Annotated in this window: 16 protein-coding genes; 3 read left to right on the top strand and 13 right to left on the bottom strand. The window is 64.5% G+C overall.

Annotated elements, in window-relative coordinates; translation table 11 throughout:
* Positions 1-9: 9 nt before the first annotated feature.
* On the bottom strand, positions 10-333 hold the full coding sequence (locus tag AC1DEY_RS12690; RefSeq protein ID WP_028276580.1) for a 2Fe-2S iron-sulfur cluster-binding protein: 324 nt from the start codon (positions 331-333) through the stop codon (positions 10-12).
* 26 nt (positions 334-359) lie between these two features.
* Positions 360-1,655, bottom strand: coding sequence for a cytochrome P450 (locus tag AC1DEY_RS12685; protein WP_476868231.1), 1,296 nt, complete (start codon positions 1,653-1,655; stop codon positions 360-362).
* Between the two features lie 134 nt (positions 1,656-1,789).
* Here AC1DEY_RS12685 and AC1DEY_RS12680 point away from each other — a divergent pair, with 134 nt between their 5' ends.
* Positions 1,790-2,713 carry a LysR substrate-binding domain-containing protein gene (locus tag AC1DEY_RS12680; protein ID WP_476868230.1) on the top strand — a complete coding sequence of 308 codons (924 nt, stop codon included), beginning with the start codon at positions 1,790-1,792 and terminating at the stop codon, positions 2,711-2,713.
* 1,177 nt (positions 2,714-3,890) lie between these two features.
* Here AC1DEY_RS12680 and hxlA read toward each other — a convergent pair.
* The 10 genes from hxlA to AC1DEY_RS12630 all read right to left on the bottom strand — a co-directional run bounded on the left by hxlA (position 3,891) and on the right by AC1DEY_RS12630 (position 14,914).
* A complete protein-coding gene (hxlA, locus tag AC1DEY_RS12675; RefSeq protein ID WP_476868229.1) occupies positions 3,891-4,514 on the bottom strand; it encodes a 3-hexulose-6-phosphate synthase in 624 nt (207 codons plus the stop codon).
* A gap of 111 nt (positions 4,515-4,625) precedes the next feature.
* Complete coding sequence (gene hxlB / locus AC1DEY_RS12670) at positions 4,626-5,216, bottom strand: 6-phospho-3-hexuloisomerase (protein ID WP_476868228.1); 591 nt, start codon at positions 5,214-5,216, stop codon at positions 4,626-4,628.
* A gap of 141 nt (positions 5,217-5,357) precedes the next feature.
* Positions 5,358-7,328 carry an acetoacetate--CoA ligase gene (locus tag AC1DEY_RS12665; protein ID WP_476868227.1) on the bottom strand — a complete coding sequence of 657 codons (1,971 nt, stop codon included), beginning with the start codon at positions 7,326-7,328 and terminating at the stop codon, positions 5,358-5,360.
* Complete coding sequence (locus AC1DEY_RS12660) at positions 7,325-7,933, bottom strand: cupin domain-containing protein (protein WP_476858218.1); 609 nt, start codon at positions 7,931-7,933, stop codon at positions 7,325-7,327. Before AC1DEY_RS12660 ends, AC1DEY_RS12665 begins: the two co-directional genes overlap by 4 nt.
* Positions 7,933-8,949 (bottom strand): fumarylacetoacetate hydrolase family protein, encoded by a 1,017-nt coding sequence (locus tag AC1DEY_RS12655; RefSeq protein WP_476858219.1) that lies wholly within the window; start codon positions 8,947-8,949, stop codon positions 7,933-7,935. The genes AC1DEY_RS12660 and AC1DEY_RS12655 overlap by 1 nt, the downstream gene beginning before the upstream one ends.
* Positions 8,950-9,038: 89 nt before the next feature.
* Positions 9,039-9,890: an ABC transporter substrate-binding protein gene (locus AC1DEY_RS12650; RefSeq protein WP_476868226.1), complete on the bottom strand. Its 852-nt coding sequence runs from the start codon at positions 9,888-9,890 to the stop codon at positions 9,039-9,041.
* Positions 9,887-10,918, bottom strand: a complete 1,032-nt coding sequence (locus AC1DEY_RS12645; RefSeq protein ID WP_476868225.1) for a fumarylacetoacetate hydrolase family protein — start codon at positions 10,916-10,918, stop codon at positions 9,887-9,889. Before AC1DEY_RS12645 ends, AC1DEY_RS12650 begins: the two co-directional genes overlap by 4 nt.
* A gap of 30 nt (positions 10,919-10,948) precedes the next feature.
* A complete protein-coding gene (locus AC1DEY_RS12640) occupies positions 10,949-11,887 on the bottom strand; it encodes a VOC family protein (protein WP_476868224.1) in 939 nt (312 codons plus the stop codon).
* Between the two features lie 41 nt (positions 11,888-11,928).
* Positions 11,929-13,431: a bifunctional 3-(3-hydroxy-phenyl)propionate/3-hydroxycinnamic acid hydroxylase gene (locus AC1DEY_RS12635; protein ID WP_476858222.1), complete on the bottom strand. Its 1,503-nt coding sequence runs from the start codon at positions 13,429-13,431 to the stop codon at positions 11,929-11,931.
* Positions 13,432-13,537: 106 nt separating this feature from the next.
* Complete coding sequence (locus AC1DEY_RS12630) at positions 13,538-14,914, bottom strand: aldehyde dehydrogenase family protein (RefSeq protein ID WP_476858223.1); 1,377 nt, start codon at positions 14,912-14,914, stop codon at positions 13,538-13,540.
* Positions 14,915-15,058: 144 nt separating this feature from the next.
* Between AC1DEY_RS12630 and AC1DEY_RS12625 the strand changes: the two genes are divergently transcribed.
* Positions 15,059-16,072 carry an ornithine cyclodeaminase family protein gene (locus tag AC1DEY_RS12625; protein ID WP_230008245.1) on the top strand — a complete coding sequence of 338 codons (1,014 nt, stop codon included), beginning with the start codon at positions 15,059-15,061 and terminating at the stop codon, positions 16,070-16,072.
* Positions 16,073-16,099: 27 nt separating this feature from the next.
* Complete coding sequence (locus tag AC1DEY_RS12620) at positions 16,100-17,119, top strand: dihydrodipicolinate synthase family protein (RefSeq protein WP_459384515.1); 1,020 nt, start codon at positions 16,100-16,102, stop codon at positions 17,117-17,119.
* A 563-nt stretch (positions 17,120-17,682) separates the two neighbouring features.
* Here the strand turns inward: AC1DEY_RS12620 and AC1DEY_RS12615 are convergent.
* Positions 17,683-18,942 carry a substrate-binding domain-containing protein gene (locus AC1DEY_RS12615; protein ID WP_476868223.1) on the bottom strand — a complete coding sequence of 420 codons (1,260 nt, stop codon included), beginning with the start codon at positions 18,940-18,942 and terminating at the stop codon, positions 17,683-17,685.
* Positions 18,943-19,042: the final 100 nt, after the last annotated feature.

Below are 19,042 nucleotides of genomic sequence, written 5' to 3'. Positions count from 1 at the left end.
GCCCCGCTTCTAGAGTTGGCCGGCAGGGATGTCGACGACAATCCCTGTGAGTTCTGCGTCGATTTTGATCTGGCAGCCCAGCCGTGAGCTGTCCATCCGCTCCGCGGTGGCGCAGTCGAGCATTTCGTCTTCGTCGTCGCTGATCTCGGGCAGCGCCTCGGCATATTCCGGCCGCACGTAGACGTGGCATGTGGCGCACATGGCCTGCCCTCCGCACTCGCCGATGATGCCGTCAATGCCGTTGCTGACGGCGGCGCGCATCAGYGTTGTGCCTTCCTCGACCTGGAGGGTTTGCTGGGTGCCGTTTGGCTGGGTGTAGGTGACGGTGGGCATCGTTGCTCCTTGTATTCGGGGTGCTCTTAGTTCCAGGTGACGGGAAGGCTGGTCAGGCCGCGGAAGACCCAGCCGTCCCAGCTTTCATTCCGCCGTTCGTCTACGCGAAGCCCTGGGAAGCCCTTGTAGGCCATCGGTACGGCAATCTGACCGATGGAGGTCTTTGCGGCCCAGTGCCCGGCGCAGAGGTGGACGCCGCTGCCGAAAGCGAGGTGGGGGCGCTTTGGCCGGTGGATATCAAAGTCTGCTGCAGAGGCGCCGAAGTGGGCGGCGTCGTGGTTGGCGGATGCAACGACAACGCCGATCCCGGCGCCTGCGGGGATCCGGACCCCTTCCAGGACGGTTTCCCGGGTCGTTTGGCGCGGGTACATGCCGATCGGTGATTGCCACCTGACGGCTTCGTCAAACACCGACGCCCACAACGAGGGGTCGGCGAGGACCTGCGCCCGCTGTTCGTGGTGGTTGCTGAGGGCCCAGACCATGTTGGTGACCATGTGTTGGGGCTCGTTCATTCCGCCGGAGATGGTCAGCTTGACATTCGCTGCAACGTTGGATGTTGGCAGCCCGCTGTTTGCGAACGCGGACACCATCGAGGCATCCGGATTCTGCCGGTAGTAGGGGATCAGTTCCTTGAGTAAAGCATCGGCCTCCGCGGTCGAAGCGTCACACCGGTCCCAGATCGACTGATCGTCCAGRACGTTGCCCATGCCCGCGATGAAGTCGTGGGACCAGCGGCGGACCTGCTCCACTGATACATCCTTCAGCCCCAGCAGGTCGATGAGGTTCTGCGAGGCCACAGGGGCGGCATAGTCSCGGTTGAGGTCCGCCTCCTCTGGGCCAAGCTCGGCGACATTCTCAAGGTAGGTTTCGGCGTTGCGCTCAAAGACCGGGCCCCAGACTTCCTTGATGGACTTGGGACGAAGCACAGGATTTACCGGTGCCCGGTCTACTGAATGCTCCGGATCATCCTTGCGCAGCATCGGCTGGGCACCGATGGCCCGGGTCATCGTGGCGCCGGAAACGTTGGCGCTGAAGATCTCCTGGTCCTGTTCCACCGTGTGGCAGCCGGCGTAGTTGGTGACGAGGAACTTGTTAAGCTGCGGAACCCAGGCGACCGGCGACTCTGCCCGCAGCCGGGCATAGGTCGGGTAGGGATTCGATGCAAGTTCAGCCACGTCAACCCAGTCAGCCACGGCGTAGTCGACGGCGTCCTGCGAAGCGGTGGTGCGAGCTTGATCGCTGCTGCCGGGCACCGAGGCCGCGTCATCGCTTCGGGTCTCCGAGTTCCCGTGGTAGGGGCACTGTGCGGCTGGTGTCGTCATTGTTGTCTTACTCCTACTGGCACGTCGTTGTGTAGCCGGTCCTGCTGGCACTTCTTTGTGTAATCAGTGTCACAGGCAMTATTTCTCTAGTAAACTGCGAATATCAGCGGAAGTATTTCGATTCTTTAGGAGAAGTGATTTTCGTGCCGAAATTCACGTTTCGTCAGCTCGAGCTCTTCGCCGCGCTGCCGGAACACACCACCCTGGGATCCGCGGCGCAACAGCTTCACATCTCCGAATCCGCGCTTTCGCATGCCGTCAGCGAGCTGGAGGCAGCGTTGGGGGAACAACTGTGCATCCGGAGGAAGGCCCGGGGCATGCACCTGACGCCGACTGGGCGCCACTTCGCGAAGCGGGCCAGGGAGCTGCTTCGAGAGGCCAGTGCGCTGGCAGAAGGATTGGGTGAGATCCGCGGCGAGCTGAAGGGGCCGGTGTCGCTGGGCTGCTATACGGGCCTGGCAAGCAACGTCCTGCCCGCCGTGCTTGAGGGCGTGGCGAGCCTGCACCCCAAGGTCGAAATCAGCATCACGGTAGGGGACCACTCTGACCTGTTGCCGGCGCTTGAAGATGGAACCCTGGACACGGCCATCGTCTATGACATTGGCTTGCCAGCGGACGTTGAGCGCAGGGTCATCTACAAGACCGAAGTCATGGCCGTTCTGGGGGCCAACGATTCACTTGCTGAAGAAGATGATGTGGATCTCGCTGATCTGTCGGCCAAGCCACTCATCATGCTCAACACGGCCCCCAGTACGGAATATACGCAGTTGATGTTCGCTCAGCGTGGGCTCAAGCCAAACGTGGGTGCAGTAGTCCCGCAAATTGATCTTGTCCGGGCGATGGTCGGGCGGGGGCTCGGCTACAGCCTCTTGATGTCGCGGCCGAATCAGATCCCGGTTTCCAGCGAGGGCAAGGGACTCGTGACCAGGCACCTTCGTCCCCGCGCCGGCCAGACCTCTGTTGTTGCAGTTTGGCCCAAAGAAACGATGCTGACTGCCCGGGCACTGGCTGTCATCCAATATGCAGTCGAGGTCCTGGACGCCATTGAACCCGAATAGCGACCGCCGGGTGCCACAAGAATCACGAGCAAGGGTCGGCGCCCGCCCCATTCCTGGACGGACTCAACAGTGAGATCCTCTGCGCGGGCTCGAGCCCGGCGAAGTTTGGAGACGTCCTCAGCATCAGTCAGCCGACCTCCCAGGGGTAATCACCGACATCGATTCGAGACCTTCTCGAAGGGCGTGCGTCTATTGGGTGGCTTGATCGCTTGGTGGCCCAGTCCTCCCGTTTGCGCGCTATCGCAGCGAGATCCTCAAACGCCCTGCCCGCCGCGAGGACGAATTCCACGTCTCGGCGGGCGCATAACGATCGATGAATTCGAAAGCAATTCCTGATCCTGTCTGGGCGGGTGTGGGTGTCGGTGGCCCGCCCGTTGCCTGCTGGCCCATCTGCTCCCCCGCGCTGCGTCAAGGGCGCCGAGGTTCTGGCTGGCGGCTATCAGCCCGAAGGTGCGGTTTCTTCTGGGCCCCAACAGTGCTCGCCGGTCTGCTCCTAGGATCAGGCTGCGTTGCGTGCTGGCTCTCGAGTGGACGCCTGGATAATGACCACGTGGTTCCGGAAGCAGGAACGCTCTCTTACCAGGCGGACCGCTCCCGGGATTCCCCGAACGGCACTTCTTCACTGAGTTCTAGAACGTACCGGCCTGCGTGATGGCGGGTGACCAAAATGCCGGCGGGCCGGCGGCTCAGAGCCACTTCGACGAGCGACGACTCAGCCTCGTTCAGTAACTTGTCGACAAGATTTGGGTCAGCAGTGGACACCTCGCGCCACTCTTCCGAATATTCCGGGAGGGAAGGGCTTTGATCGTGTACCGCGGATCTGGTCGGATTCGGGTTGGGGAGTAGCGTCAGATGGGACATAGTGTGACGCCATCCCCGCGCAGGAACAGCCGGCGGTCAGCCGTTCCGTTCTCGATCACCCAAATCAGATGCCCGCGGTCTCCGACCGCGTCTACCCATCCGGCGTACTGGAGATCCCCCAGACACACCTCGACGCCGTCGCCTGGGCTCAGGTATTCCCACTGGTGGATGGGCCGCTGGGTGGGCCGTGGCTGAAGCGTGGCTCCAGCATTCATCGCATACTCACTTTTTGTCCCTCCGGTWCCTTGTGAGTGGGTTGGATGCGGCGGCCGCACGTTTTGCACGTGCGGCCGCCGCAGGTGATGGAAAGGAAGCGTCAGATGATGGCGGCCTTCAGTTCTTTGGCGGCCAGGCTGGGATCCGCGGCTCCGTAGATTGAGCCGCCCGCTACGGCCACGTCCGCCCCTGCCCGCTGGACAGCKTTGATCGTCGAGAGGTTTACTCCTCCGGCTACTGAGAAGGGGACGCGMGCTTCTTCGCCGGCGGCCAGGAGCCCCTTGAGGTCATAGCCGGGCTGTGACTGCTCATCAAGGCCGGCGTGGAATTCCACGAACTTGGCGCCAAGGGCACGCGCTTCCTTGGCGCGGGAGACTTTATTGGATATCCCAATGAGGTCCACAACGATGCCTTTGCCGTGCGCACGGGCGGCTTTCACGGCGCCGGCGATGGTCGAGTCGTCTGCACTGCCCAAGACTGATACCAGGTCGGCGCCGGCTTTGAAGGCGATGTCGGCCTCCAATTCTCCGGCGTCCATGGTCTTCATGTCAGCGAAAACGATTTTGTCGGGGTGGGCATTCTTGATGGCGGTGACAGCGGAGAGGCCTGCAGCCTTTATCAGGGGTGTTCCGAGTTCGATGATGTCCACGTATTCGGCTACTTTGGCGGCCAATTCGAGGGCGTCTTCGACGGTGAGGAGGTCCATTGCAACTTGGAGTTTCATGATCGGCTCTTTCTTTAGGAAATGTTGGGCAAAAGGAATTCAGGGGTGAGTTGTTGACGGGTGTTTCCGCTGCATCAGTCGTCGCCTCCGTCGTCGCCATCCTGAGTCCTGCTATTCGAGATTGGCGTGCCGGGTCCAGAGCTGTTCGGCAGAAATGCAGGTTTCCTCCCAGAGGGCTTGGAACACCGCTTCGGTGGCGAGGAATAGCACCTGTTCGAAGAGGCTTCCGGAATATTGCCGAGACGCACCCGATTGGTGGTCGGTTTTCTGCGGGGCCGGGATAACCACGAGCACGTCGGATACTGCAGCCAGTGGGGAGTTTGTGTTGGCAGTGAATGCGGCCACCTTTGCACCGGCCTTTGCCGCAGTTTCTGCCGCCTTCACCACGCTTGAGGTTGTTCCGGATCCAGAGGCCACCACCAGCAGGTCCCCGGCGCGGATTGCAGGAGTGGTGGCGTCCCCTGCGATGTGGACCGTGAGGCCGAGATGCATCAGCCGCATAGCGGCCATCCTGAGAACCAGTCCACTGCGGCCTGCCCCTGCAACGAACACCCGGTTAACGGTGGTGAGATGGGTGGCCAGGTGAGCAAGTTCCTGTTCATTGATGCAGTCTGCCGTCTCTCCAACCTCGCCCCGGATCAGAGTGAGGCTGTGGCCGATGGCGCCCGCGGTTTTTTGACTGACAGGTGTTGCTGTTGGCATGGTTCCCAATGTCTCTCCTTTGACGGGGTGAGCAGTATTTAGCCAGCCGTTGAGTCGCTTGATGTCTTATCCTCGATACTTCCCGGCGCCCACCACCCATTACGGCGGGCCGAACCTGTCGGAAGCCAGTAGCGGTGCCGCCTACGGTGATATCGTCTGCCGTTCAAGGGCAAACCGGGCATATTCTTCCAACAGCACGGGATCATCCACCGACCCGAGATCCGCGACCGTTTCCAGCCGCGCTCCTTGCAGAAGCCGCTTGATGGGGACTTCCAGCTTCTTTCCGGTGCGGGTATGCGGAATTCCGGGCATGAAGACAATCTCGTCAGGCAGGTATCGGACGGAGAGGTTCTCACGGATTGATCTTGTGATCGCCTCTTGGGTCACGTCCGGATTGGCACCGTCGGCCAGGTGGACGAACAGCGGCATGTAGTAGTCAGTGCCCAGTTCCGCACCGACAACCAGGGCCTCGGCGACTTCCGGCAGCGATTCGACCACCGTGTAGATGTCTGCCGAACCGAGCCGCAGCCCGTTGCGGTTGAGGGTCGAGTCGGAACGGCCGTGGATGAGGATGCCCCGGTGCGTGAACTCGATGTAGTCCCCGTGCCGCCACACCCCCGGGTACATCGCGAAGTAGCTCTCGTGGTACCTGCTGCCATCGTCTCCCCAGAAGCTCAGCGGCATCGAGGGCATTGCCCTGGTCACTACCAGTTCGCCCTTGCCCCGGGTGGGATTGCCGGCTTCATCCCACGACTCCACGCGCACTCCGAGGGCCGGAGCCTGGATGTAGCCGACATGGACCGGCAATGTCGGGGATCCTCCCACGAAGATGGAGGCGATGTCGGTGCCACCACTCATCGAACTCAACCAGATGTCACCCACATTGCCGTAGACCCAGCGATAACCGTCGGCCGAAAGCGGCGATCCAGTGACCTGAAGGGAATTCAGGGCGTCCAGGTCGTGGTCGCGCATCGGTACCAGAGCCGCCTTCGCGCAGGCATGTACAAATCCCGCACCCACACCGAGGACCGCGACCTGCTCGGCTGCGGCAATCTGCCACACCCGGTCGATGGACGGGAAGGTGGGGTTTCCGTCGACGAGTACCGCCGTCGCCCCCACCCCCAGTGCGGAGACGAGCGCGTTCCACAGCACCCAGCTCGTAGAGGCCACGTTGAGATAGCGGTCCCCGGGCCGCAGGTCGGAGTGGATGAGGAGCATCTTCATTTCCTCAAGAAGCGCCCCGCCGTGCCCGTGCACGATGCCCTTGGGAATGCCCGTTGTCCCGGAGGAGAACAGGACCCACAGCGGGTGGCTGAACTCGACGTCCTCGAAGACGAGCTCCGCCGGTTCGGCCACGGCCTGGGCCCAGTCCACGGCCGGAACCCGGGTTGGGACACTCGGGACAGATGTATGCCGCCCCACCCAGATGATGTGCTCGAGGGTGGGAAGTTGAGCGAAGATCTCCCCCAGCTCCCCAYGGCGGTCCCGGTCTTTCCCGCCGAGCCGGTAGCCCGGCGCGGCGATGACGACCTTTGGACCGAGCTGGGCGAACCGCGAAACGATCGCACCCGGGCCGAACTCAGGGGCGCAGACGGACCAAATAGCACCGATAGTGGCAGTGGCGAGCAGCCCGACGACGGCTTCGGCAACATTCGGAAGGATTCCGACGACCCGGTCCCCGTGGCCCACCCCGCGGTCCCGAAGGTGCGCGGCGAGGGATGCCACCTCGCGCCTCAGCGCGTCCCAGGTGACCTCTTCGCGCGTCCCGTCCTCGGCGATGCCCACCAGCGCAATTCCTTCGTGGCCCTGCAGCAGGTGCCGGGCGAAATTGAGGGTGCGTCCCGGAAACCACCGCGTGTGCGGCATGGCGTCAGTGGTGCAGACCGGTCCTGCCGTACCGCCGAACTCGACTCCCGCAAACCGGGCAAAGAGTTCCCAGAACTGTTCCGGCTCATCCACCGACCACTGCCAGAGCTCGTCGTAGCCTGCACTGACATCAATGCCTTGCCGGCCCAGGAAGGCGGCGAAYTGCCCGATGCCGGTCTCCGCGCTGCGTTCGAGGTCGGGCTCCCAGATCACTTCGCCGTCTGCGGCGTGGGCGTTGAGGATCATGCGCTCTCCAAGGGCCGGGAAGCTTCCCTGCGTCGCTCGGCGATCTGGGATGCTGTGAGGGGCTCGGTTCCGATCAACACAAAAAGGACCCGGGCCGTGCGGTCGGTGCGATTGGACCACGCGTGGCTGGTGGCGCGTTGCACGGCCACGTCGCCGGCGCGCATGGTTGCCTCACCCTCGTCGACCAGCAGCGTGATCTCGCCCTCGAGCACGACAGCGTAGTCCAGCGAGTCGGTGCGATGGAACCAGAAGTGCTTGGAGCCGCTGTGCTCGGCGCCTGCTTCGGCCTCGTCGTGCCCGTCGAGCTCGCTAAAGATCACCGAACCCGCCTCGTCCGGATAGACGGCGTCCGGCGGGAAGTCTGCAATGCGCAGGATCGTCTCGCCGGCAGCGGGGAAGCTGGGAATCTCGGCGTCGGCCGCGGCCGGGTCCGCGTCGGTGACGTGGTCGATGCGTCCGGCCGCGGTCAGCCAGGGCACGGTGGCACCGAATCCCGGAATCACTTCCGAGGACCAGTGGTTGGGCGCGGCACCGTCCGAGAGGATGATGGCGCGTCCCTGGTCGTCGTGCCCGGTGACGATGCGGCGTACTGGGGGGCGGGTCATCAGACCACCCATTCTTCGTGCGGGTAGGTGCGCGGCTCGGGCCACCAGGGAGCCTTCTGGCGTTCGGTGGAGATCGGTGTGCGCAACGTGCCGACGCCTTCGAGCTCGAGTTCAATGACGTCGCCGGGCTTCAGGAACTTTCCGATTTCAACGCCGGCGCCGAAGCCCATCGTGCCCGATCCAATGATGTCGCCCGGCTGCAGGCGGTCGGAGATCGAGACGTAGGCCAGCAGCTCTGCGGGGGTGTAGACAAAGTCCTCGACCTTGGTGTCGGAGAGCACCTCCCCGTTGACGCGGACCTGGCCGCGCAGTCCCTCGATGGAATCGATTTCGTCCATGGTGGTGACCCAGGGGCCAATGCCGTAGCCGAAGTCCTTGCACTTCTGCGGGCCCATGCCGATCGCCATTTCCGCGCCTTGGATATCGCGTGCGCTGAAGTCGTTGAAGACGGTGATGCCAAAGAGGTGGTCCAGCGCCGTGTCCGGGGTCAGGTCGCTTCCGGACTTGCCCACGACGTAGCCGACCTCGAGTTCCCAGTCGAGGGCTTCGGTGAAGTCGGGGTAGGGCAGAACCTGGTTGTGGCCATAGGACATGGCCGTAGTGCCCTTGAAATACCCCGGACGCTCGTAGATCGACCTTGCCGGCTGTGCCTTGGCGACAATGCGGTGGAAGTTCTGGATGTGCTGCTCGAAGGTCAGCCCGTCGCGAATGACCGGGGCGTCGACCGCCGCCCGCCACGAGACCTCATCGATGGCAAGCGAAGCGTCGTCGGCCGCGGCAAGCGCAGCGTGTGCGGCGTCCAGGAATACGGCGCCTCCGCCGATTCCCGCCGCCAGGCTTCCGGGAAGCACCGCCAGGGCGAGAGCCCGGGCGCGCTCGGGCTCGGCAGCCTTGCGCTGCAGCGTCAAGGCATAGGCGCGGGCAAGGTCAATAACCCGGCCCTGCTCCGGCTGGGCCGCGACGAGTCGAATCTGCTCGCCGTCGGGCGTGGGCACTGCTATACGTCCCAGTTTCATGGTTGCTCCTTTGGACATCAAACATACGATACGTACAGTATCGCATTGGGTTGGTGGGGTTGCAATAGACAAGTTCGTGGGGGTGACGCTCAGTTACCGACCGTGGCGGCCCGGGTGGCCCTCAGGAGTGGTTCGCCGTCGCAGAGCTCCTCCAGCCCGATGTCCGGCGGAAGCATGCCCAGGCTTCGACGGATCCCGGTCAGCAGTCCAAGTCCGCGCTGATCCACCGCAAGCGTGCGGGCGCGCGCGCCCCAGGCCGCCGTGGCCGCCGCCTGGTAGCCGCAGCGTTCAAGCAACTCGATTCCCTCCGCGTCGGTCATCGACTCTCCGGCCGCCACCCCGCGCACCAAAGCGCCCAGGTAGCGTTCCAGCTCTGCGGAAGCGAGAAGCTCGGCGCGGACCACCAGGCCTTGGCCCGGCAGTTCCGGCAGCAGGGCATTGACGTCCACCACGCGCCGCATCCCGGCCTTTTCGGCCAGTTTGTCGAACGGCGGCCCGAGCAGGGTCGCGTCCACTTGGCCGCCGAGCAGCGCGTCCAAGCGTTCGCGAACGCCGCCCACCACCACGTAGTCGACCTCGACGCCGGCGTCCCGTAGCAGGTGCTTGGCGATGAGCGCGAAACCGTTGTCGGGGGCGTCCACGGCGAACCGGCACCCGGCCAGGTCCGCGAGGGATTCCACGTCACCGCCTGCATAGATGCCCAGYKGCGTGGTCTGCTCGACCTGGGCAACCAGGCGCAMGTCGGCGCCGGCCCGGGTCCATTCGAACAGGTTGTCGATAGCCGTGACCACCATGTCCTGCTCCCCGGCAAGCAGGGCCCGCAGCTGCTCCGCGCTCGAGGGCGTCCGGGTGGGCAGCACCTCAACACCGCGCAGAAATCCCAGCTCGGCCGCCAGCAGATAGGACACCGGCGGAACGAAGTGGCTTTGACGCAGGATCACGGGGCGGCCCCGCCGGCCGCGGCGACCGCGTCCGGGCGATCCACATACCAGGGAGGCAACTGCCCGCTAGGCCCACGGACCGTTGAACGCTGGATGCCGAGACCAGAGATTTCCGCCTCCATCACGTCGCCGTCCCTCAGGTAACKGCCCCAATGCGAACCGTTGCCCGCAGGCGAACCGGTGATGAGGACATCGCCGGGCAGCAGCACGGCCACCGAGGAGGCGTAGGCGATCAGGCTCGGGATGTCGAAGAGCAGGTCATCGGCCAAGGCATCCTGCATCAGCGTGCCGTTGAGGCTCAAGSRGATGCGGAGCTTCGCAGGATCCGGGACGAACCGCTTCGGCACCAYGTAGGGGCCGGTGGGGAAGAACGTCGGCTGGTTCTTGGCACGGAACCAGTCGGTGCCCATCATCGCGATGTCGTTGCGCGGTACGAGCGTGCGCGCCGTGATGTCGTTGACGATCGTATACCCGGCCACGTAGTCGAAAGCGTCTTCGGCCGCGACCCGGTGCGCCCTGCGGCCGATGACCACGCCAAGCTCCAGTTCCCAGTCGACGTTTCCGCCGACATCCGGCAACTTCACGTCATCGTAGGCGCCGCAGACCGCCGAGGGGATCCCGGTCCAGACGTAGGGGTCGCCCGTCCGGCCGCGCTCGTCGATTTCGGCTGCGGCGTCGGCGGCCAGTTGCGCCGCATCGGCGCCTTCCTTGCCGAGCTTGTGGGCCACACTCATCTGCAGGACGTGCTCACGGTAGTTCGCCCCCGCGGCGATGATGGTGCCCACCGGCTGCACCGGCGGCAGCACCCGCAGCCCGTCGAGCGGGCGTGCGCCCGCCGCTGCCGGGTCGATGGCCTCGAGGGCGTCCAGGTGCGCATCCCAGTCAGCGAACAGGTCCCCGATCCGCCCGATTCCCGGCACCACTGTGCGCAGGTCAACGACGTCGTCGCCGAAGACCACACCGGGAAACTCCTCCCCGCCGTCCTCGAAAGTGCCCAGCATGAATCCGTTCACGCGTGCCTCTTCCATGAATCCTCCATTAGTCATTGTCTGCTGCCGCTATACCGGTGGGGCCACGTACAGGCCCTTGTCGCGGTCGTTGAACATTTCGCGGGCGATGAATTCGTCCATGTCGCCGCCGGTTCCCCATTGGTCGGAGGTCTCGGGGTCGCGCGTGTCAAAGATGCTTGGATGCCAGGTATCCTCATCCACCGAATCCAGCTCGGTGGTGTATTCCATGGTGTTCCCGTTGGGATCGTGGAAGTAGGTGAAGGTGTTGTCCCCGGCCTTGTGGCGGCCAGGGCCCCAGATTTTCTTGAACCCGGACCGCAGCAGCTTGCCGCTTCCGCGCATGTACTCGTCGATGCCGCGCAGCTCGAAGGACGCGTGCTGCAGCGAGGCATGCGGACCGCGGGAGATCGCTATGGAGTGGTGTTGTGCATTGCAGCGCATGAAGTAGAAGAGGTCGCCCATGTGCGGGTGGTTCAGGGTGTCGGAGAGACGGAAGCCCAGATGCTGTTCATACCAGGCGCGCATCTTTTCCGGTTCCGGGGAGTTGAGCACCACGTGGGAGAGCCGCACCGGGATCGCCTCGCGTTCCTCGATCTTGCGGTGCTTGCGCACCTCAACATCGGAGGAGACCTCGATGGTGCGTCCCTCCAAGTCGAAGAAGCGGAAKCCGTATCCCCCACCGAGGGTCTTGACGTCATCGGGTTCGCCAATGAGCTTCACGCCCTTGGCAATGAGGTCCGAGGCGAGCTGGTCCACCGAGGCCTTGTCCGCCGCGCCGAACGCGACCATGTCAAGGCGCTTCTCATCGGCCTCGCGCACGCGGACCGAATACTGTTCCGGGGATCCCTCGGCGGCGAAGTAGGTCACGCCGCCGTCGTTCTCCATTTCGGTGAGGCCCCAGTGGTTCTTGTAGAACTCAACCTGCTTCTGGTAGTCGGGCACCGCGATGTCGAAGTGCCTCAGGTGTGTGATGGGGCTGAATGCCATGATGGTCTCCTGTGTTCTGTCCGTTTGACGCGGATGTGGGTTTAGATGCGTGCCGGCACGTTGTGGCCGGCCTGCGGAATGCTGCGGATGAGGCGCTCCAGGGCCTCGGGGGTGTCGCCGAGGCCCAGGATGTAGCGGTCCGGGCGAACGACGACCGCCTGGGCGCCGGCGGCGGCAAGGATCTGGCCGACCTTGGCCGGATCGAACAGGACCACGACGTCGGCATGTTCCTCAAGTAGTTCCCGCAGTGGGGCCGGGACCGCGGCATAGAGCTCGCGGGTTGTTGCCACCAGGAAACGGCTTCCCACCATGTCATCCAGGCGCACCCCGTCGGCGAGGATCGGCTGCATGCCGAGCCGGCCGGCGCGTTCGTCGGTGCCGCCGTCGTGCAGGCCAGGGCCCAGCGCGGGTGAGATCGGTGCGGATGCGGCGGGGTTTGCGCGGATGAAGGCGTCACGCTGCTTCGCGGTGTCGGCGTCGGTGGTTTGCATGAAGCCCGCCGCCCGGGTTGCCTGCTCGACCCAGAACCGTGCATGCGGCATGCGTTCACTCTCGTAGGTGTCAAGGAGGCTGTCGTCGGCCGCACCGCGCTTGACGGCATCGAGCTTCCACACCAGGTTGGCCACGTCGCGTATTCCGGCGCATAGGCCCTGACCAAAAAGCGGTGGCGCCTGGTGGGCTGCGTCCCCCGCCAGGAAGATGTTCCCGGCGCGCCACTGCCGTGCGATGCGGCCACGGAAGGTATAAATAGCGAGCCGGTCTGCAGTGAATCTGTCTGTCGGCAGCACGCCGTGGCTGATCTTTTCCACACCCGCAGGGGTGGCAATTTCCTCGGGGTCGTCCCCCGGCATCAACATGAACTCCATCCGCACCCGTTTGCCGGGGAGGCGGATCCACAGGGCGGGCCTTGTGTGATGACCCAGGAAGATCATGTCGGAAGACAGGCCGGGGCCTTCTTCCAAAATGCCGTCCGCGACAAGCCACTGTGCATCCTCGCCCAGCTTTTCGCACTCGATGCCCAGCGCCTGGCGGCTTGGTGAACGTGCCCCGTCCGCTGCGATGGCCCAGCGGGCGCGAATTAAGGATTCCGCGCCGTCGGAGCCACGCACCGCCACCTCGACGCCCGGTCCCTCATTGCGCACGGAGAGCACGCTGGTGCCTCGGCGGAGCTCGACGCCGGGAAGTTCTTCCACGACATCCCGCAGCAGGACCTCGATGTCCGGTTGGTGAAAGGTGAGATCGTCGTGCCAACCCTGGGTGCCAAACTGACCCGTGGGCAAGGACACCAGGACTTCCCGCTCCTCGTTCTCGATGTGGAAGGAGGACATCGGCAAAGTTACCTCGGCAAAGCGCTCGGCGACTCCCAGCGATTGGAGGGTGCGGAAGGTTTCACCATCAAAGTGCACGGCGCGGGCAGTTGGCCAAACCTGGACATCACGCTCCACCCCGATGGCGGTCAGACCTGCGCGCCCCAGCAAGGCCAGCGCAGTGACTCCTACAGGCCCTCCCCCGATCACTACCACGTCGACGTTGACGTTAGCCATCTTGCTCCTTCAAGTTCAGTACGTATCGTTTCGAATAAAAAGTAACATGCATCACTTAGCCGCACAAGGGCACGGGTGGGCTTGAATGCGCGTCTAGCCTTGCGACTCAGGCCTTCCAGACGGTCTTGAGGTTGCAGAACTCCCGGATGCCGTCCGCGGCGAGCTCACGCCCGAACCCGGAGCGCTTGATCCCGCCGAACGGAAGCTCCTGGTGCGAGACGGTCATGCCGTTGACGAACACCGCGCCGGCGTCAAGATTGGCCGTGAACCATTCCTCTTCCTGGGCGTCGCTGGTCCAGACCGCGCTGGAAAGCCCGAAGGTGGTCTGATTGGCGATCCGCAGGGCGTCCTCGCGGTCCGCCGCACGATAGAGCGAGGCGACGGGCCCAAAGGTCTCCTCCTGGATGATCCGCATCCCGTCGCTGAGCCCGGCGAGCACCGTGGGGGCGTAAAAGAAGCCGGGGCCCCCGGGAGTCACCCCGCCGGTCAGCACCTGGGCACCCAGGGCGCGGGCGTCCTCAACGAGCCCGGCCAGCTCATCGCGCCCTGACAGGGTGGCCAAGGGCCCTACCTGGGTCGCGGGATCCAGCGGGTCCCCGACGACAAGCTCCGACATCAGCTTCACGAATTCGGCGGCGAACGCGTCATAGACCTCGGTGTGCACGATGAAGCGCTTGCCGGCAATACAGGACTGGCCGTTGTTGCTGATCCGCGCACGCACGGCGGTCGCCGCCGCGGCCGAGACGTCCGCCGAGGGCATGACAATGAAAGGGTCCGACCCACCGAGCTCCAGCACGGCCTTCTTCACATGGTCCCCGGCAATGGAGGCAACGGAGCGCCCCGCCGGCTCGGAACCCGTCAAGGTGACCGCCTTGACCCTCGCATCGGCCAGGACGCCGGCCACCTCGGAGCCGCCGATCAGCAGAGTGCGGAAGGAGCCGCGCGGGAACCCTGCCCGCTCAAAGAGCGTGTCAAGGAAGAGCGCCGCCTGGGGCACGTTCGAGGCATGCTTGAGCAGGCCGGAGTTGCCCGCCATAAGCGCCGGGGCCGCAAACCGGATGACCTGCCAGAGGGGGTAGTTCCAGGGCATGACCGCCAGGACGGTGCCCAGCGGTTCGTAGCGAGTCCACGCGCGGGTTGCGCCGACAGTTGACGGGTCCGCCAGCGGGGCATCGGCCAGGAATTCCCCGGCATGCTCGGCGTAGAAACGCATGGCCTTGACGCACTTGTGCACCTCGGCAATCGATTGCGCAATCGGCTTGCCCATCTCGACGGTGATCAATTCGCCCAGGCCCTCCGCYTGACCCTCCAAGATGTCCGCCGCGGCGAGCATCCACTGCCCACGCTGGGCGAACGTGCTGCCGCGCAGGAGCCGCGCCGCTTCGGCGGCTTCCGCGATGCGATCCTGGACTTCCTCGGCCGAGTGCGGCTCAATGATCATTTCGGTCGAACCGGTGGTCGGGTTGACGGTTGCGATTGCCATGGTTGGGATCCTTTCCTGGAGACGTGTTCTCTGTCACGACTATATAGGATACGATTCGTATCGGATACTATTTGGGTCTACTCAGTAAATCCACCCACGCCCGCAGCCCGTGGACCGGCTGCCCGACATCCAAGGAGTGCCCCCGTGAGCACCAATGGCGAGTTACCGAACAATCTTCCGCTCTTTCTCACCGACGCCGACGTCGCCAGCCTTTCGGACTGGGCCGGGGCGATCGAAGCCATCCGCACCGCCTACAAGGCCCCCGACGACGAGGGCGGCACACCGGGAAGGATCTTCGCCCAGACACCTCGCGAATGGTTGCGGATCATGCCCTCGGTGCCGCCCAACGGCCAGCTGTTCGGCGCAAAGTCAATCGCCGGGTCCTTCGCGGACGGCCTGCGCGTCAGCTATCTGATTTCACTCTTCGACAAGGACACCGCGGATCTGGTGGCTCTCGTGGACGGAAATCGCGTCACCGGCCTGCGCACCGCAGCGACCACTGCCGTGGGCACCTCCACGATCGTGCCGCAGCGGCCGCTGATCGTCGGTGTGATCGGCTCCGGCTTTGAGGCGCGTTCCCACCTGACAGCCTTTTCCCACCTGCTTGAGTTCGCCGACATCCGTGTGTTCAGTCCGACCCCTGCCAACCGCGAGGCCTTTGCACGCGAGTTCGACGGCACGTTCGGCGCACCCGCACGAGCTGTCGGCTCGGCCCGCGAGGCCGCGGAAGGCGCGGATCTCATCCTGTGCGCGGCACGCTCCCGCGACGAGTCCCCTACGCTGCTGGCCGAATGGGTCGGCCCGAACGCCGCGGTGGTCTCGATCGGTTCCACGACCCCCGCACAACGCGAGCTGCCCGCGGAGCTGATCGCCCGCGCCGCGGTCGTCGTGGTGGACACCCGTGACGAGGTCGTGCACGGCAGCGGGGACATGATCGCGGCCCGGGCACACGGCGTCGATGTCGATTCGCTCATTGTCACACTCAATGCCGTCCTGACCGGCGAAACCGCCATCGACGCGGAGCACGGGATCCGTATCTACAAGTCGACCGGTTCCGGCCTGCAGGACATCGTTGTTGCCGAGATGCTCGTTAACCGCGCCCGCGCCGAGGGCATCGGCACCGTCCTGCCCGTCGGCATCGTCACCAGCCGCAAATAGACCCCACTGACAATAAAGGAGAACAACATGGTGGAATACACCAAATCCGAAGCCCGCTCCTGGGCCCGGGAGAACTTCGTCGGCACCGTCGCGGTGACGCACCCGTCCTTCACCCCGGACTTCTCTGCCATCAACGAAAACGCGATCCGCCACGACATCCTCCTGCTCAAGGAACGTGGCTACAAGGGTTCCCTGCTGATCGCCGAAGCGAATATCACCCCGGAGGAGAACGCCCGAATCACAGCCATCGCCCGCGAAGCAGCCGGCCCGGACTTCGCCCTCTTCTTCCACGCAATCTTCGGCACCCTGGAAGAAAACATCCATGCAGCAAACCTGGCTACCAAGGCCGGCGCCGACCGCGCGCTGCTGGCCTACCCTTCATCGTTCTGGCCGACCTCGTACGACGAGGTGTTCGACTACACCAAGCGTTTCACCGACGAAACCGATCTGGCCACCATGCTGTTCCCGCTCCCCGCCTGGGGCTTCGAGCGCATCCACCCCGCAGGCATGAGCGTGGACTTCGTGCGCCGCGTCCTCGACGCGATGCCGAGCATCGTCGCCATCAAGGCCGAACAGGGCTACCCGGGCATCCCCGGAGTCATGGAGATGTACCACCACTTCCGCGATGAAGTAGTGATCTCCTGCCCCATCGAGGCCGAAATAATCCCCCTCATGTCGGTCTTGGACGTCCAGTTCTCCGGCACCGCGAACACGAACTGGATGGGAGACTACTACCCCAAGGCCTTCGAACTGGCGCGCACCGGCAAATGGGAAGAAGCCATGAAGCGCTACTGGGAGGTCCAGCCGGCCCGGGCCGCCAATATGGCTGTATCGTCCACTTCCACCCCGGGCACCAGCTCCATCAACCGCACCCAGTGGAAGTACCAGGAGTGGCTCTCCGGCTTCAACGGCGGCGCCCTGCGCCCGCCGGCAGTCAGACTTCCCGACCGCTTCATGAAGCAGCTGCGCGCAAGCCTGGAAGCCTCGGGACTGCCCGTCACCGATTCCCCGGACTCGGAATTCTTGCGCGGACGCGTCAGCCCCTAAGCGGCCGTCCGGCGGAGTGCCGGCATTGGAAAGCCCCTTGGACCACTGAACCGGCATGCTGGTTCAGTGTCCCAAGGGGCTTCTTTGCGCGTGAAAACGGCTTGAATGACCTTGARTGACTAGATGCAGCACCGGAACCGATCCGGCGACCGCGGGCCACCCTTGACGAAATCAGAGGACGCAGGGAACGGGATCGTGCGTCGGCCGCCGAAACGGACTACAAACAGGCAAGCGGCCGGGGTCTGCAGGACGGACGGTTCTCGTGCGGCCGCGTACCCTGAATCCTGGCTTCCGCGCCGGCCGGCGCGTTCACCGTGCAGCCCAACAGCAGGCGAGGGCCCCTTCCGGKTGGATGTCGATTCGACATCCACCCGGCGGAAGAGGCCCTCGGTTCCGGTCCAGGACCGGTGATGAGTGTGCTCCTGCGTCGGCGTCAGGCCCCGGGATTATCCGAAGAACGCGTTGAGTCGTTCACCGGCCCGGCGTTGGTCCCGGCACCCGGCACCCGGACATCGGCAGGCCGGGTGGAGGATCATCGCTCGTGCTCATGACTCGCACCGCCCCTATGCGCCGGGGTTTGAGAAGAATGCGTTGAGCCGGTCGGTGGGCAGGTAGTCCGCCGGGTCGCCGGCCAGGTCTGTCAGGTCATTGTGGTCCCACGAGSGGTCCGCGACCTTGGCGAGGTTCTCCCGGGAGACGATCACCGAGGGTTCAACGATCTGGTTGATCTTCGGTCCCTCGCCCTTCAGGATGCGCAGGGCCACATCGACCACTGCCTCACCGGTGCGCACGGACGGGGTCGTGGTGCCGAAGTAGGGGTAGCCGGGGTTTGCCAGCGCCCAGGAGGAGAATCCCTGGCTGGACCCGTCGTCCGCGATCGGCGGCACCTCCATGCCCGATTCCACAAAGGCGTTGCGGATGCCGACGCCCATCGTTCCGGCCTGCAAGACGGCGTCAACCCCGGCAGGGTGGGTCGCAAGGAACTTCTGGACCTCCGCCTGGGCCGTGGCCGGTTGGAAGAAGCCGGTGACCGACCCGGCGACCTTGACCTCCGGGCAGTTAGCCAGGACGGCGTCGATGCCCAGGCCCGCGAAGGTCGAGACCGGGATGCCCGGGATGCCGTCGACGCGCAGGACGTTGCCCTTGCCCCCGATTGACGCCACGGTGCCGGCGGTGACCTGGGCGATAGCGAGCGGGGTATTCCTCGTCACACTCACGGCGTACTCGGAATCGATCGGCACCTGGGCGGCAACCAGCGGGATGCCGGCGTCATGGGCGGCCTTTGCCAAGCCCACGGACGGCTCCGGTGCGATGGCGGTGTAGATGATCACGTCCGGCTTGAGCGAGAGCGCTTCGTTGAACTGCTGAAGCTGCAGGGGCACGTTCGACGGGTCATCTGGGGCGAAGTCGCCGACGATTTTGACACCATTGGCCTTCAGGCTCGTGCGGATCGCCTCCGACATGGAGGCAATGAAGGGGCTGGCAGGTGGCATGCCCACGATCGCAGCCGTGAAACCCTCAGTCTTCTTCGACTTGTAGTCGGCCCATGCCGATTTCCGGATCTCGTAGGGGTAGAGGTTGTAGCCCGCGGCGATCTCCTTGGGCAAACCGGACAGCAGGCCGTTCGGATCGTTCGCCCTACCCGTAGGCAGCGACCCGCAGGTCCCGGCTGCCGCCGGCGACACCTTGGCGGGGGTTGCCCCTCCGGAGGAGCCCGGGGCCGCTGGCGCCGATGCCGAGCAGCCCGTCAGGACGAGGGCGCCGGCCCCCAGGATCGCGGCGCCGACCGTCGAGAAGCGGGGGAAAAAGGTCGTCTTCTTCATGGTTTATCTCCTGACATATAAAACGATTCGTATCGTATGGCATCAGGTTAGGCACATGCGGTACGATTCGTCTAGTTTCGAATATGACCTGAGACACATT

Source organism: Arthrobacter sp. 05T47, from assembly GCF_056395825.1.
Note: the sequence above shows the minus strand (reverse complement) of the source record. Positions and strands in the feature narration are given on the sequence as shown.

What these genes read in the sequence shown, in the direction of transcription:
- hxlB (WP_476868228.1), bottom strand. Translation starts at nt 5,216, where the DNA reads ATGCCAACAGCAACACCTGTCAGTCAAAAAACCGCGGGCGCCATCGGC.
- AC1DEY_RS12660 (WP_476858218.1), bottom strand. Translation starts at nt 7,933, where the DNA reads ATGACCCGCCCCCCAGTACGCCGCATCGTCACCGGGCACGACGACCAG.
- AC1DEY_RS12655 (WP_476858219.1), bottom strand. Translation starts at nt 8,949, where the DNA reads ATGAAACTGGGACGTATAGCAGTGCCCACGCCCGACGGCGAGCAGATT.
- AC1DEY_RS12635 (WP_476858222.1), bottom strand. Translation starts at nt 13,431, where the DNA reads ATGGCTAACGTCAACGTCGACGTGGTAGTGATCGGGGGAGGGCCTGTA.
- AC1DEY_RS12620 (WP_459384515.1), top strand. Translation starts at nt 16,100, where the DNA reads ATGGTGGAATACACCAAATCCGAAGCCCGCTCCTGGGCCCGGGAGAAC.